Genomic DNA, 15528 nt, shown 5'->3' with positions numbered 1-15528 from the left:
TAATATAGTATAATCAGACTATAATGTTCAATAGTGGAAGATGGGTATATAGGACTATTAAATTTTGTCGAAGAATGAGGCGTGCATGAGAACTTCGGAGAATAAAATTAAGTTAAGTCATATGTTATACATAGTAGTATTTATAGGTCTTTTGCTTGTGGTGCGCTGGGGTTGGCATAATCATTTTTCGTTGTCCAATCCACCAACTGTGAAGCAAGGTGTGCTAGATTTACGCGGGGTGGACATTGAATCAATTAGATCCTTTCCGCTGGATGGAGAATGGGAGTTTTATCCTGAACAATGGGTGAATAACGCCAACATTGATAGTGTTTCTGGGGGACAGAGGCTACAAGTTCCGGGTAACTGGAATGCTATATTCAAGCCTGAAGAACAAAAAAAAGCATATGGATACGGAACGTATCATTTGCGAATTCTGCTGGATCGACCCTTATCTGAGCCACTTAGCTTTTGGTTCCAATCCATCTATACGGCTTCTGAAGTGGAGATTAATGGAACAGTTCTCTCACGGTTTGGTGTGTTATCTAATGATAAGGAAGGCCATGTGTCTGTGAAGAAGTCATTCCTGATTAGTTATGCACCTACAGATCAGCACGAAGTGGATCTGTTTGTTCGGGCTTCAAATTTTGAGTCTCCGTTAAAAGGAGGCATTGTACGATCCGTGGAGTTTGGCATTCAACATGAAGTGGACACCGTTTACTGGAATTCCATTGGCTTGCAGCTAATCGTAGGGGTACTGCTTCTATTACATGGATTGTATTTATTGATCATTTATTTGATGGATGTGCGAAAAACAGAATTGATTATTTTCTTCTCCATGATGGTTGCAGCGGCTGTATCCATTGGAGTTGAACATAACGGATTATTGTTCCGGTTTCTTCAGGTTGATTTTATCTGGACGTTGAAGCTAAAGGTGCTTTCGTATATAGGGTTCTGCTTGTTCCTATTCCTGATGGGTAGAGAGCTCTATGGGAATCTGCGAAAAGGTAAGGCCTTTTATAGTTATATCCTCTCACTTCTAGGATTTACCCTATTTATAATCTTTGGTCCAGATGATACCGTGCTATATTCGATCGAAAAAGGGGTCTATATGATCCTGTATTACGTTCCAGTATGTTGGACGGCTTATTATTTTATGAAGATGGTATTCTTTCGAGCTGAGGGTGCATTATTTTTACTATGTTCAGTGCTTGCTGTGATGAACAATATATTATGGGCTTCTGTTTATTACGCAGGAACCTCACAATTTATGTTTTATCCGGTAGATTTAATTGCTGCACTAGCCACTTTTTCAGCTTATTGGTTTAGAAGATACTTTCATCAATCCCATCAAAATGTGTTATTAAACGCTCAATTAGCAGAGACAAATAAATTAAAGGACCGTTTTCTGGCGAATACGTCACATGAACTACGGACTCCCCTGCATGGGATTATGAATATTGCCCAGAGCGTGTTAACGAGGAAAAAACATGTGCTGGATGAAGAAAGTCAACGTGACATGGAACTGCTAATTATGGTCAGTCGGCGGATGTCGCTCATGTTGAATGATTTGCTTGATGTGGTGAGATTGCAGGATAAACGGATTGTGATGAATATAAAAGCCGTGCAAGTAAGGTCCTTGGCGGAGGGTGTGCTGGATATGTTACGCTTCCTTACCGGTGGAACAAAGGTGGAGCTTAGCATGGATATCGATGAGAATTTGCCGTGTGTGTATGCTGATGAGGAGCGATTAGTTCAGATTCTGATAAATCTAGTTCATAATGCACTTAAGTATACTGAACAGGGGAAGGTTGAACTAGTCGCAGTGCAAGTGGGAGGGCACGTATGGATCCATGTCACAGATACAGGAATTGGTATGGATGAGTCACTGAAAAAGCGTGTTTTTATGCGTTATGAACAAGGGGCTTATGGCGAGGGTGGTATCGGTCTGGGACTTAGTATCTGTAAGGAGCTGGTCGAACTACACGGTAGTGAATTATTGTTGCAATCGCAGCCGAGTCAGGGTAGTAAGTTCAGCTTCAAATTACCTGTAGTAGATGAGAGTGTTCAATCATCCGTTTCGAATGCACAACTAGAGAAGGATACGGAAACATTGTCACCATTCAGCGCATGGATAACTGCTGAGACGTCTGCTATGGTAGCTGCCACATATTCCACGAAGGAAGAAGAGCCACTCACAAAGCTTGATCCAGACTCTGATGTTATACGTGTTCTGGCGGTTGACGATGATTCGGTTAATCTAAAAGTTTTGCAAAATATTTTGTCAGATGGAACCTATCAGATGGTTACTGCGACTTCTGCACGTGAAGCGCTGGATAAATTAAACCATGATCGATTTGATTTGATCATCACGGATGTGATGATGCCGGGTATGTCAGGTTATGAATTGACAAGATTGATTCGTGAGCGGTTCACGATGTATGAATTACCTATTATTCTACTGACCGCTCGTAGTGAGCGGGAGGATGTTTATGCGGGTTTCTTGGCTGGAGCAAATGATTATGTCACCAAGCCGGTAGATGCTATGGAGTTGAAGTATCGCGCCTTGTCCCTTTCATCTATGAAGAGGGCGGTTAATGATCGGTTGAGGATGGAGGGTGCTTATTTACAAGCGCAGATTCATCCGCACTTTCTTTTCAATACACTGAATTCGATCATGTCTTTAAGCGACTTTGACACTGCCAAAATGAGAGAGTTATCAGATGCGTTCACAACTTATCTGCGCATTAGTTTTGACTTCTTAAATGCAGGCAAGCTCGTTACGCTGTCACAGGAGCTTGAACTGGTTGAAAATTACGTATATATCCAGCAGCAGCGTTTCGAGGAGAGGCTCCATGTGGAATGGGAAGTAGATGCGAATCTGGAAATGTTAATTCCTCCGCTTACGATTCAACCACTAGTTGAGAATGCTGTTCGACATGGCGTTTTGAGTCGGGCTAAAGGTGGAACACTGCGTATTCACATTGAGACACGTGCGGATGCTGTCCATTTTAACGTTGTAGATACAGGGATGGGAATGGACGAAGCACAAGTCAGCAAGCTATTAAATCCAAAAAGCTATAAGAACCAAGGCATTGGGCTGCTTAATACGGATAGAAGATTGATTCAATTATATGGAATTGGCTTACAAATAAAAAGTATTCCTGGTGTGGGGACTACGGTGTCTTTTATCATTCCTGATGAGGGTTAACTGTGATCATAGGGTAACTCCTTGGAGTTATCCTTTTTGGTATTTTATTTAGAAAATTATGTGATTATTTCACTATTATCCCTTAGGAGATTGTAAAAATAAAAACGATCTGGCATGATTACAAAGAAAGGAAAAATTGTAGGCGAGAGGAAATAGGCATGGGGAATGTCAGAAAATCATTGACGATAGGAGAAGAAGAATGACTTTAAACTTATTTGTAAATGAAACAAGAAACCAACTGAGCTGGATGAATCGTCCTGAGCGCTGGGAGTTTACAGACTTAGATGAGCTTACAATAATTGCACCTCCTGAATCAGATTTTTTTCAAGACCCGGCAGGTAAACATATCGCAAGCTCAGCACCATTCTTATCCATACCTGTGGGAGCTTCCTTCGAAATGACAACCAGAATTAGTGTCGATATGAGGCATAAATATGATTCAGGCTGCCTAATGTTTATGATGGACCATTATAACTGGGCCAAGATTTGCTTTGAATTCGACGGACAGTGTCCCATAATCGTGTCTGTGGTGACAAGAGAAGGGATGTCAGATGATTGTAACTCCGTACAAGTTGCTGTAGACAATCCTTATTTGCGTATGACCAAGCAAAATCAGTGTGTCACCTTTTCTTATTCAGAGGACGGTGCGGATTGGAAACTTATCCGATATTTTGGAATGAATAAAGGTGCTGAATGCGTAGCAGGTGTAGTCGCGCAATCCCCGCAAGGTGAAGGTTGTTCAGTGAAGTTTGATTATTTGAGCTTGTCGGAATCGAAGGCTGAAAGCCGCTTCTAATGAATCAATGTTTAATAAATAATCCTTTTCGGTCTAACTTTAATTGTTTTGAAGTGAATTGGATGATGAGTTCCTCCACGGCGGATATGGTAGCAATGATACATACAAAGACATTCCAAATGGAGTGATCGATGTGGAGAAGCCATAGAGGAGTTATAAATAAGAGGAGCCCGGTCAGTTTATTGCCATAGGTGTGAAGGCTTGCGTAAGTTTTGAATCTTCGGAGGGCAATCCCTATCGATGTTATACGGATGACAGCGATCATGAAGATCCAGAAGATGATTACATGTGTAAGTCCGAGAAACGGATACAATGTAAATAAAGTGACAGCTATCAGTATTGTGTCGGCTGCAGAATCTAGCTTTGCACCAAGACTACTTGTTGTGTTTGTCATTCTTGCAATAGGTCCATCGATCAGATCGGTGATTCCGCAAAGGACATAAATAATAAGGAAGACCGAACTTAACGGCTTGAAGAATAACAGCATTATTGCCAAAATGATTCTGCTAAGCGTGATATAGTTAGGCACAAGCTTCAATCTCACCCCCACCTTTGTTGACATATTATGGGAAGACTTAAGGAACCGAGGAGTACTCATTATGCCACGAACACTCAATCAATCCCGGTTGATTTTGATGGAGGGGCTTCCTTCAACAGGCAAATCAACTAATGCAGGAATATTATTTCAACAATTAGAGCAAAATGGCGAGCAGGCTAGATGGATTCACGAAGTAGCGAGACCTCATCCAACTTTATTTTTTTATGAAGCATATATGGAGAACAAAGAGTATCTAGAATTTATCGCTAGTTATCCCCATACAGTTCCGATATTGGAGCAGCTTCTCATTAAACGAAAGCGTGGCATTGGAATTGATCTGCTAGAAGTAGAGTGGAATTATCAAGAATACTTAGGTAGTGATGCGTTTACGGAATTAAAAAGATATGATGTATGGAACTTCGACTTGGAACGTTATAAACAAGTGGCCATTGAAAAGTGGGAGCATTTCGTAAAGAAACAACTCCACTCCAATCAAATTGTAATCTTGGACAGTTGTATTTTTCAATTCCAAATATACACCTTTATCTTAGCTGACGCACCATTCATCCAGCTTCAGTCATTTATCGAAGCGATTTATAAGATTATATCCCCGCTTCAACCCTCATTGATTTACATGTACAGGAATAATACGGATGACACGATTGATTATCTTGCAAAGAGTCGAGGAACTGCATTTTTGGAGCGAATTTGGGAAAGAGACAATCATCAACCATACTATAGAAATCGTCCTCCAGGGGCGGAAGGCTATAAGATGTTCTTAAGAGATTACGGTAGATATGCAAGAAAGCTTTTCGACTCAGCTCCTATAAGTAAACTTTCGTTGGAAATTTCAGAGAGTAGGTGGGAAGACTATGTTGATTCGCAACTAAATTTTCTGGGTATCAATTATTTACCTTTTTGCGGCTTTACAATGCCATATGGTACTTACAGATGTGAGGAAATAAATGAGCAGCTTCAATTGGTTGAGGGGCATATTATTACTCCAGATGGTTCTAAAAAGAAGTTAGTGCCCAAATCAGGCTCGGAATTTTATATCCATGACTTGCCAGTAATTATTAGGCTTGATGGGGAATGCCTTATTATTAAGGGAGAACAGTTATGTGACAGATGGACGACAAATGGGGTAATCTATCAAAAGGAACCATGAAGTGTTCTTCCAAAAGGGAGCGGCAATCTGGCTATTTTACCAGAGGCGTGCGAATTATATAAAAAAACAAGCAGGAGCGAATGAACGCTCCTGCTTGTTGCTATGCTTGTGAAAGCTTATTGCGCGGATACAGACTTGAACCATTCGTTAACTTCTTTGGTGATTTGGTCACCGCCATTGGATTTCCAATTGGCAACGAATTGGTCAAAAGAGTCTACTGGCAGTTTGCCATAAATAATTTTGTTGAAAGTTTCCATTTCGGACTGACGAAGCAGGTTCCATTTAGAAACCATTGTTGGTGTAGCAGCACCAGTAAAGTAGTTTTGTTTACGGACGTCTAACTGCGACATAACAACTTTTCCTGCCGCCCAGTTTTCTGGTTTACGGAACTCTGCCATTTGTTTTTCATAAGGTGTTACAGGTGTCTCGCCATCAGCAAGTTTAACCAAAGTCTTCATAAACAGATCAGGAATACGGGCCGGACCTGTTAAGAATGGGAATTCATTGGAGAAGTCTTTAATCTTGTCTTTATCACTTGTAGGTTGTCCATCAATCATATCCCAGTCGTAACCTTTAGCAAAGCCATATTCATATTGACTGCCTGCAGCCGGGTTAGCTAGGTTATCAAGCAAGTAGTTATAGTACAAGAAAATCGCTTCAGGGTGCTTAGCATCCTTGTTAATCATGATACTAGCGTTTACACCGGAATTCTGCCATTTGGTTCCAATCAAACCATCGGGTCCTGCTGGAACCGGATAACCTTTAATCTTCGCACCAGGTACATTCTTCATAAGGTCGGGAGCGGGCCAGTCTGGAACCCAGTTGGCGCCTGGCAGAATACCAGCTGCACCTTTCGTGAAGCTCTCAGCAGATTTACCTTCATCCCAAAGAGCGGAGTCCGTGTGAATATAGCCTTTATCCATCCATTCGCTAAGCTTCGCGAGTGCTTGCTTAGCACCTGGGTTAATGGAACCGTATTCTAGATTGCCGTCTTTGTCTTTGTTCCATTGTTCCTCAATCGTACCGTATGCCCCGAATAACCAGTCGAGTTGGCCCATCCAGGTATTTGTATTGTTTTTCAAAGAAATTGCAAGCGGGTACACATCTTTAGGTGCTAAGCCATCAGGGTTTTCGTTTTTGAATTTGTCCATGATGTTCTCAAGATCAGCGATGGTCTTAGGCGCTTCAAGGTTCAGCTTTTCCATCCAGTCTTCACGCAACCACAAGAGCGTATCATCATTGTCGGTATATTCAAGGATCGGCAGATTATACTTCTTGCCGTCTTTAGTGAATGGGTACCAAAGTTCTGGATGTGCTGCAACGTGATCTTTCAGAATTTTGTTGGCATACTTATCAAATAACTCATCAATAGCGATGAACTGACCGGAATCAATAAGCTGATTGGTCAATACTGCGTTAGTTGGTGCAAAAACGAAATCAGGAAGCTTTTCGCCGGAAGCAATGGCAAGTTGAAGCTTTTGTCTGTATTGATCGTCATTTGCAGGATACCAAGTATCTTTATGCTTCATACCCAATGTTTCAAGCATCCAGCGATCGTGAACGTTGTTTTCTTTGGTATCACCTTGAACATACTTCTTAGGCATCAATACGGCACTGAACTCGATTGGTGGATCGTATTTGCCTTTTGCGAAAGCAGCATCTGCTTCGGATTGGGTATTATTGGTAGCGTTACCATTTTTGGCGTTCTCATTAGATGTGCCGCTACTGCCACATGCTGTGAGAGTGATAAGTGCTGTGACCGTGAGAAGCGACCACATTTTCTTGAACTTGATCATTCTTCAATTCCCCCTACTGTGTATGATCTTTACAAGTGTAACTTTAACAACTTGTCGGGGATGTCATCTATATGAGATTTTTAGTTTTGATAGGACTCTATCATGCTCTTTATTTTGTGTCTCTATATTCCTGCGGTGTTACCCCAAACTGCCGTTTGAATACTTTGATAAAATAAGCAGGGTCCATATATCCAATCTCCATGCTGATTTCATAGACTTTTTTAGTGGTGGTCTTCAGCTTATGACAGGCACGATCCATCCGCAAGCGCGAGATATAATCGCTGATTCCTTCACCCGTTTCAATCTTATAGATTTTTGATAAATGTGTCGGATGGAGATTTACATGGTCAGCTAGAACACGTAACGATACATCATCATGCAAGTTCTTATCCGTATAATCTTGAATTTTCTTTACATATTCGGAACGAATGTCTTTAATTTCGTTGGATGTTCCTTCTTTTAGCTGGGCCAGAACACTTAGAGACCATTTTCTTAGTTTACTAATGCTGGAAAAAGCATCCCCGCTCTGCAACGCTTCGATATCGGTCCCCATTAAGTTTGCCAATGTATGACCATTACGATGTGCGAGATTCGTGAAAGAGGCAGTAATTAAAAAACCAGCCTCCATGCAATGCTCCCAGGATTCAGACCATTTCTCATCTAGCTCGGCACAGACGGCAAGCAATTTTTCTTCAGCCGCATCCCAATGTCCACTCTCCAGTAGATGAATCAAAGTGGGAGGGGTATAAAGAGCATCTAAGGGGCCATGCACTGAAGGAAGCTCCAAGTCACTGACGCGCATAATGAATTCACGCTCATCCCCGACAATTTGACGGAAAGAAGATGAAGCTTGCTGGAAACGAGTCGACAGCTGCTCAGGGAATTTGAACCACTCCGTGATTACAATGGATAGTGAACCTTTCAGAAATTGCTTAACCTTATACTGAAGTTGTAAAGAAAGCTTCTCTAATATGGATTCTTTTTCAAGGTCGGTTCCTTGATCTTTAAGCTGAAGCAGAAACACAAGGTAACCATGTTCTTCCTTAACCCCCCAGACCTCCATAAATTCTCCCATAATTTCTTCAGCCATATTAATGATCGCATATTCGATCAAGGTTTGATCTGTGTTATCAAATTCTCCGAATTCTTCTTCCATTCGTACAAGCATCAAAGCGGCTTCTCCGGATTGGAAGGGCAGATCGTAACTCACAAGCTTCCGTTCCCATTCACCGGCTTGAAATCGATGTCCTTGTAAGGCATCCAGGAGTAATCGCCCCCGTAAAACCGGAAGATTCTCCCGAAGGGTAAACTGGGTCCGCTTAAGTGAACTTATGAGCTCCCATTCTGCGTTTAATTGATTGATCGCATTTTTAACTGCTCCGAGCAATTCATCATCAGTAGGCGGTTTAAGCAAGTAATCCACGGTCTTATTTTGTAGTGCTTTTTTGGCATAATCAAATTCTGAATGACCGGATAATATAATACACTTTATTTTTTTATTGTGTTTTCTTATTCGTTCAATCAATTCAATTCCTGTCATTTCTGGCATTTGGATATCTGAGATCACTATATCAATGGGATGCGTATCGATAATTTGCAGCGCTTCACGTGCGGAATAAGCTTTATGCACCTGTTCAATTCCTAGCGTATGCCAGGGTTTAGTCATGGAAAGATTATCTACCCAGTGTGCTTCGTCGTCTACTATGATCATCTGCATGTTGTTAGTCTCCTTGATGTTCCTTTAATTTATAACTATCATCCTCAGTTGGGATTTCCCAGACAATTTCTGTTCGGAATCCACCGAGAGGGGATGGCTTGAAGGTAAGACTTGAATGATTGCCGAACAGGTGCATGATCCGCTGATTCGTATTCCAAAGACCACAACCCATTTCCTCCTGTAAAGGCTCTTGCATTTTACGGTTTAATGCTTCTAGCTGATCCGGATTCAAGCCGGGGCCGTCGTCATCAATATAAATTCTACAGAAACCGTTTGATTTCTCACCACTAATCTTGATCTCGCCTGATGAATAGGACTTCGCTACTCCATGAATCACAGAATTCTCCACCATAGGTTGGAGCATTAGGCGAGGTACAGATTGGCTAAGCATATCCTCAGGAATATCAATATGATAATCAATTCTGCCGTTGCGCAGTTTTTGGATATCTAAATAGTTGACCAAGAGCTTGATTTCTTCCTCCAAAGAAGCCGTCTCCCGTTCCATACGGGTGGTATAACGGTAGTAAGCACTTAAATTATATGCCATTGATACGACAGCGTCTTCATCCTTCATCTGGGCCATATTGATAATATAACCAAGACAGTTATAGAGGAAATGTGGATTTATTTGCGCTTGAAGCTGCTTGAGAGTAGCTTCTCGAGCTCGGATCTTTTCATTAAATACATTTTCTATCAGGTCTTGAATTTGATGGGACATATCATTAAAACGACGGAACAGAAACGAAAACTCATTTTGCTCATTGCTATGAAGCCGTACGGAGTAATCTCCTTGCTGTACGCGCTGTAAACCGCTGACTAGCTTTTTAATTGGATATTGAACGTTTCTATATAGCAGAATGGAAGAGGATACTCCCACAACAAATAGCAGAATCATTGTGATATAGAATAAATCCCGACTAAGAGAAATTGGTTTGAGAATTTGATAAAGCGGGACAACATCTACTAAATGCCAATCCAAAGAGGCTGATTTCACAGAACTGACCAAATAGTTCTTCCCATTTAGTTTCACTACATCCTGAGTTGTATTCTCTGGAGAGTGATTATCCAGGTAATTAACTAGTTCGTCGGATAGCTGCTTGTCCGCGCTACGGTTGAGGATCGGTTTCTCCCCTTTGTGATAGAAGAACGGATCGCCTTGTCCACCTGCTTTGTACGAATCGAGCATGTTCTGAATGTTCGTATAACTAAAACTAGCTTCAATGACTAGGCTACTTCCCGTTAATGTCCCCGGCTGAGCTAAGGAATCCGTTAAGAACCAGTAAAAGGATTTTAGATCGCCTTGAGATTCCACACCATGATCACCGTACGTCCATCTTCCGCTCATATTTGCTTTTAAATAATCCTCGTCATACCCGATGGGTCTGTCGTAATTGGCGATGACATCTTTATTTTGCTGTGAATGAACGGCGTATCTGGTCGGCCAAATATCTGTAACCCCAGCTTGAAGCACCATCTTTTCCTGGAGAATATATCTGGTCTGCATCTGATCATATCGATCTTCCCATACATTTAGTCCATTGAATGCCCTGACGTTGGGATCTCTTGACAGAATAAGAGTGAAGTCCATCATCTGATTAATTCGCGAATCGATCTGATTGGATAAAAAAGTAAGTTGTTTCGTATTGGACGTCTGCAACTCTTTGCCTACAACCTCGAAGGTGACGTTATTTGAAAAGGTATACATGATAATGATGGGAATGAATAGGATTATGATCAAGCTGTTTATTTTGGCAAACAGACTAAATCGAGATTGTAAGTTTCCTCTAAGTATTGTAAAGCGCTTCCATAAATTCATAAATGCCCCTCCAGATGTTGTCCTAATAAAACCCTATCAAGCCTAACAATGTTATATAGTCAAACCTGAGAAACGCCTGATACTATTTATAGCAGAGATCCCCATCACACACAAAATATTTTTTTTGGGAACAGGAGAGAGCTATGGAGGCTAATATGGAGGTTAACTCGATACCACAGGCGAGCCTAGAAAGTCAGCCGAGTAAAAAAAGAAAAAAAGGCTTTAATCAACCATGGATTCTCCATTTTATGGTGTTGCCAGCGGCAATCATGGTTTTTATTTTTTCTTATATTCCGATGTCCGGAATTCTTATGGCATTTCAAGACTATAAACCTGCACTAGGTTTTTTTGATTCCGAGTGGGTCGGACTTAAGCATTTCAGGTACATGTGGGAGAATGATTATTTCCTGTCCATTACGTGGAATACGTTATTTTTTGCTTGTTCCAAAATTGTTTTGAACTTGATTATTCCGTTTATCTTCGCCTTATTGCTTAATGAGGTAAGAAGAATGGGCCTTAAAAGAACTATTCAAACACTCGTTTATCTTCCGCACTTTCTGTCTTGGGTTACACTTTCAGGGATACTTATTGATATCCTTGCTCAGACAGGTATTGTCAATCAATTCCTCACATCTGTATTTGGCATCAAACCGATTTTCTTCCTAGGAGACGGCAACTGGTTCAGGTTCACTATCATTGCTAGTGATGTTTGGAAAGAGTTTGGTTTCAATACGATTATCTTTTTAGCGGCACTTTCGGGTATCAATCCATCACTTTATGAAGCTGCTGAAGTGGATGGGGCGGGGCGTTGGAAACAAACGATGTATATCACAATCCCAGCGTTAATCCCAATCGCTATCGTAATCGCCACCTTGGCACTGGGTAATGTGCTCAACGCAAACTTTGACCAGATCTTTAACTTGTACAGTCCATTAATCTATCAGCAGGGAGATATCATTGATACCTTCGTGTATAGAGAAGGTCTACTAAGCGGACAGTTCAGTTTCGCAACCGCAGTTAATCTATTTAAATCGTTTATTAGCTTAATCTTAATCGTAGTCTCTTACCGACTTGCTTATAGATTTGCAGGGTACAGAATTTTCTAGAAAGGATGACAACTGATGTACCATAAAACAATTCCATATCGAATATTCAGTATAATCAATAATGTGTGTTTGACAATCCTTTCCGTGCTCTGCCTGCTACCTTTGTACCACTTACTCATGGTATCTCTTAGTGCATCCGCACCTGCTAATGCTGGATTAGTCACATTCTGGCCGATTGGCTTTACCTTTGAAGCCTATGCAAAGACGTTTAATAATGTCAATTTCCTTAACTCCTTGTGGGTGTCTGTGGAACGGACAGTACTCGGAACAGGACTAGCGCTGGTGGTAAATACGGTTGCAGCTTATGCGCTGTCTAAGGAAACAAGAGTCTTTCGTGCAAGAAACGTCTATCTTTGGTATTTTGTTGTCACCATGCTGTTCAGCGGTGGTCTGATACCGGGTTATATTCTAATTCTGAAGCTTGGTCTTATGAATTCATTGATGGCACTTATTCTTCCTGGATTAGTGGCTGTATTTAACATCATTTTGCTTCTGAATTTCTTCCGTACCGTACCTAAAGACCTTGAGGAAGCAGCTTTTATTGATGGGGCAGGACACTTTCAGACCTTTGTCAAAATATATTTACCGGTCTCCTTACCTGTTATTGCGACCGTTTCTCTATTCCTTATGGTAGGACACTGGAACGCTTATTTTGACGGTATTATTTATATCAGAGATGCAGACAAGCTTCCGCTAGCAACGTTTATGCAGACGATTATCGTTCAGGCAGATATGTCTAAGCTTGATCCGGCCGCCGTTGCTAATTTATCACAACGAACCATCCGGGCCTCGCAGATTTTCATTAGTGCTTTGCCAATTCTATTGGTTTATCCTTTCCTGCAACGTTTCTTTGTAACTGGGATTGTGGTAGGGGCTGTAAAAGAATAATTTCTTTTTAGAAAAAGAATTTGAAGAAGGAGCTACGGTTCTAGTCCAAGACTAGGGCATGTAGCTCCTTTTTTTGCGATGAATTTCATGTCTAATTTGGATAATTATTGAAAACGATATAAATATTCAGAAAATTTTCATATGACGATCATGCTAAGATAGGCTATAATGAGGTCTAAAAAAAGAAAAAAAGAAAACGGGGCATAAGAATGAATCAATTTAAAGGTGAAAAAAATCTTCTCTCGGAGAAGAAGGAGCGATTCTCTTCCGCCGGCTTTATTTTCGCAGCTATCGGAAGCTCAGTAGGGCTGGGGAATATGTGGAAGTTCCCCTATATTACTGGGGAAAATGGAGGAGCGGCTTTTTTCCTTCTCTTCATTGTATGTCTAGTGTTGATCGGTTTACCGGTGTTGCTGGCAGAGCTGGCCATCGGTCGCAGCGGACGTGGAAGCGCGGCTACTGCATTTGTACGTGCCGGAGGCGGGAAGAGCTGGATGGCGGTCGGATTTCTGCAAGTCCTTGCACCATTTTTAATTCTATCCTTCTATATCATTGTTGCAGGATGGACGCTGAACTACGCAATGATCGCATTTAATGGACAACTGTTTAGTTCTAGTAATTATGCAGGTGAATTCAACTCCTTTATCTCTGGACCTATGCCGATTGTTTGGCAGGGGATAGCAATCCTTATAACAGCGGGTGTAGTTATTCTTGGAGTATCAGGCGGGATTGAGAAATTTAATAAAGTATTAATCCCTGGTCTGGTCGTTCTTCTTTTTGTATTGATGATTCGCGCAGTAACCTTACCGGGTGCAGAAGAAGGGGTATCCTTTTTCCTAAAACCGGACTTCTCGGTATTAACGGCGGAATCTGCGCTAGTCGCATTGGGACATGCTTTCTTTTCATTGTCGCTAGGGATGGGAATACTCCTGACCTACGGCTCTTATGTGGATAAAAAACAATCGCTAGGAACTGCTGCGCTCGCAGTCGGGGCGGGAGATTTGTTATATGCGTTTATCGCAGGATTAATCATTTTTCCGACGACTTTCTCATTTGGCATTGCTCCTGATCAAGGACCTTCGCTAATTTTCATTGCTTTGCCGGCAGCTTTCTCAGCTATGCCGTTTGGTGCATTCTTTGGCGGTCTGTTCTTTATTTTGCTGGCGATTGCGGCTTTAACCTCTGCTGTTTCCCTGCTTGAGGTACCTGTATCTTTCGCGATGGAGCGCTGGAATTGGAGCCGGAAACGTTCAGTTTGGATTTTGTCGCTAGTATGTTTCCTACTCAGTGTTCCTTCGGCGATGTCTCTGGGAATGTTCCCTGAGCTATCGTTTGGCGGCAAAGCGCTATTCGATTGGGTGGATTTTGTAACCTCTAACATTATGTTGCCACTAGGCGGTTTGCTGGTTACCATCTTTGCCGGTTATTTCTGGAAAGGGGCAGCAGAAGCGGCTGGGCTTAAGGCAGGTTGGTTCCGCGTTTGGTTGTTTATGCTCCGGTATGTTGCGCCGATTCTGGTATTTTTGGTATTGCTTCATACCTCAGGGATTATTAAATTTTAATTTAATTCAATGTCTAAAAAATCATCAAAAAAAGCTCTACGACCCTTGTGGTTGTAGAGCTTTTTTTGATATTGAAGATAAATACATTATTCCTCTAAATCCTACTTGACTAGGTGGATTAATTGGAATATAGTATAAAAAAGATTGAACGAATCCATTCAAAACTAATAATTGTATACAATTATACAAATATATTGTTGAGGCTCTCTTGCCTGACAGATTATCGATGAGGAGCTACATAGATATGGCGATTCGAACACGAAGGCTGTCAAAGGATAATACCTACGATGCATTAAAACAAAAAATTATTGATAGTGAATTAGAGCCGGATCAACCTGTACATGAAGAAAATTTGGCGGCGTTATTAGGAGTTAGTCGTACGCCACTAAGAGAGGCCATACAGAGATTGGAGAACGAGGATTTTCTCATTCGACAGCCAAATGGAAGACTGCGGGTAGCTTCTGTGACACTCAAAGAGGTTGAAGAAATATTTCATATTCGCAGCATGCTGGAGGGTTATATTGCAAGAAGTGCAGCTAAGCATGCTACAGAGAAAGATATTGTTAATTTAACGACAATGATTACCAAAATGAAACACTCCTTCCAGCTTGGCGACAATCAGAATTTCGTTACCTATGGATTTGAGTTCCATGATTATTTATCAGAAATCAGTGAGCTTAGAACGTTCGAAAAAGTTCTGAATCAATTAAGAGATCATTCCCTTCGTTATTGTCGTTTCGTCTCCATGCATGGAGATTGGAATACACAGGCAGATGAAGAACATGATCTGATCTTGCAAATGATTGCTGACCACAATGAAGATGGCGCTGAAAAAGCAATGCGAGATCATATTTTAAGCAGTCTAGCTACTGCACTTGACCGGATTAAAGGTATTGAAGAAAAGTTGGAAGCATAAAGAAAGGGGAGCACTTT

The 15528-nt window shown here is 41.3% G+C and carries 11 protein-coding genes; 7 read left to right on the top strand and 4 right to left on the bottom strand.

Annotated elements, in window-relative coordinates; genetic code table 11:
- The first annotated feature begins 121 nt into the window (after positions 1 to 121).
- Together ACDZ28_RS27820 and ACDZ28_RS27815 are read left to right on the top strand one after the other, a co-directional pair.
- On the top strand, positions 122 to 3208 hold the full coding sequence (locus ACDZ28_RS27820; RefSeq protein WP_375103329.1) for an ATP-binding protein: 3087 nt from the start codon (positions 122 to 124) through the stop codon (positions 3206 to 3208).
- A gap of 199 nt (positions 3209 to 3407) precedes the next feature.
- On the top strand, positions 3408 to 4004 hold the full coding sequence (locus ACDZ28_RS27815; RefSeq protein ID WP_339287231.1) for a DUF1349 domain-containing protein: 597 nt from the start codon (positions 3408 to 3410) through the stop codon (positions 4002 to 4004).
- Positions 4005 to 4008: 4 nt separating this feature from the next.
- Here ACDZ28_RS27815 and ACDZ28_RS27810 read toward each other — a convergent pair whose 3' ends face one another.
- Entirely contained in the window at positions 4009 to 4533 is a 525-nt protein-coding gene (locus ACDZ28_RS27810) for a CDP-alcohol phosphatidyltransferase family protein (RefSeq protein WP_375105428.1), read from the bottom strand.
- Positions 4534 to 4630: 97 nt separating this feature from the next.
- Between ACDZ28_RS27810 and ACDZ28_RS27805 the strand changes: the two genes are divergently transcribed.
- A complete protein-coding gene (locus tag ACDZ28_RS27805; RefSeq protein ID WP_375103328.1) occupies positions 4631 to 5710 on the top strand; it encodes a hypothetical protein in 1080 nt (359 codons plus the stop codon).
- Between the two features lie 116 nt (positions 5711 to 5826).
- Here the strand turns inward: ACDZ28_RS27805 and ACDZ28_RS27800 are convergent, their stop codons facing one another.
- The 3 genes from ACDZ28_RS27800 to ACDZ28_RS27790 form a co-directional block, all read right to left on the bottom strand.
- A complete protein-coding gene (locus ACDZ28_RS27800; RefSeq protein WP_042129073.1) occupies positions 5827 to 7506 on the bottom strand; it encodes an ABC transporter substrate-binding protein in 1680 nt (559 codons plus the stop codon).
- A 109-nt stretch (positions 7507 to 7615) separates the two neighbouring features.
- Positions 7616 to 9223 carry a response regulator gene (locus ACDZ28_RS27795; protein ID WP_042129071.1) on the bottom strand — a complete coding sequence of 536 codons (1608 nt, stop codon included), beginning with the start codon at positions 9221 to 9223 and terminating at the stop codon, positions 7616 to 7618.
- A gap of 4 nt (positions 9224 to 9227) precedes the next feature.
- Complete coding sequence (locus ACDZ28_RS27790; RefSeq protein WP_042129070.1) at positions 9228 to 11039, bottom strand: sensor histidine kinase; 1812 nt, start codon at positions 11037 to 11039, stop codon at positions 9228 to 9230.
- A gap of 155 nt (positions 11040 to 11194) precedes the next feature.
- On the opposite strand from ACDZ28_RS27790, the gene ACDZ28_RS27785 reads away from it, so the two are divergent.
- From ACDZ28_RS27785 to ACDZ28_RS27770, 4 genes are all read left to right on the top strand, one after another.
- Positions 11195 to 12145 carry an ABC transporter permease gene (locus tag ACDZ28_RS27785; RefSeq protein ID WP_375105427.1) on the top strand — a complete coding sequence of 317 codons (951 nt, stop codon included), beginning with the start codon at positions 11195 to 11197 and terminating at the stop codon, positions 12143 to 12145.
- Between the two features lie 15 nt (positions 12146 to 12160).
- Positions 12161 to 13033: a carbohydrate ABC transporter permease gene (locus tag ACDZ28_RS27780; protein ID WP_042129067.1), complete on the top strand. Its 873-nt coding sequence runs from the start codon at positions 12161 to 12163 to the stop codon at positions 13031 to 13033.
- Between the two features lie 209 nt (positions 13034 to 13242).
- Positions 13243 to 14595, top strand: a complete 1353-nt coding sequence (locus tag ACDZ28_RS27775; protein ID WP_042129066.1) for a sodium-dependent transporter — start codon at positions 13243 to 13245, stop codon at positions 14593 to 14595.
- Between the two features lie 244 nt (positions 14596 to 14839).
- Complete coding sequence (locus ACDZ28_RS27770) at positions 14840 to 15511, top strand: GntR family transcriptional regulator (RefSeq protein WP_076121067.1); 672 nt, start codon at positions 14840 to 14842, stop codon at positions 15509 to 15511.
- Positions 15512 to 15528: the final 17 nt, after the last annotated feature.

The sequence above is a fragment of the Paenibacillus sp. RS8 genome (assembly GCF_041956825.1).
Classification (GTDB): domain Bacteria; phylum Bacillota; class Bacilli; order Paenibacillales; family Paenibacillaceae; genus Paenibacillus_AQ.
This window is presented reverse-complemented; position numbering and strand designations above follow the sequence as displayed.

What these genes read in the sequence shown, in the direction of transcription:
- ACDZ28_RS27795 (WP_042129071.1), bottom strand. Translation starts at nt 9,223, where the DNA reads ATGCAGATGATCATAGTAGACGACGAAGCACACTGGGTAGATAATCTT.
- ACDZ28_RS27815 (WP_339287231.1), top strand. Translation starts at nt 3,408, where the DNA reads ATGACTTTAAACTTATTTGTAAATGAAACAAGAAACCAACTGAGCTGG.
- ACDZ28_RS27820 (WP_375103329.1), top strand. Translation starts at nt 122, where the DNA reads ATGTTATACATAGTAGTATTTATAGGTCTTTTGCTTGTGGTGCGCTGG.
- ACDZ28_RS27770 (WP_076121067.1), top strand. Translation starts at nt 14,840, where the DNA reads ATGGCGATTCGAACACGAAGGCTGTCAAAGGATAATACCTACGATGCA.
- ACDZ28_RS27800 (WP_042129073.1), bottom strand. Translation starts at nt 7,506, where the DNA reads ATGATCAAGTTCAAGAAAATGTGGTCGCTTCTCACGGTCACAGCACTT.
- ACDZ28_RS27780 (WP_042129067.1), top strand. Translation starts at nt 12,161, where the DNA reads ATGTACCATAAAACAATTCCATATCGAATATTCAGTATAATCAATAAT.
- ACDZ28_RS27775 (WP_042129066.1), top strand. Translation starts at nt 13,243, where the DNA reads ATGAATCAATTTAAAGGTGAAAAAAATCTTCTCTCGGAGAAGAAGGAG.
- ACDZ28_RS27790 (WP_042129070.1), bottom strand. Translation starts at nt 11,039, where the DNA reads ATGAATTTATGGAAGCGCTTTACAATACTTAGAGGAAACTTACAATCT.
- ACDZ28_RS27785 (WP_375105427.1), top strand. Translation starts at nt 11,195, where the DNA reads ATGGAGGTTAACTCGATACCACAGGCGAGCCTAGAAAGTCAGCCGAGT.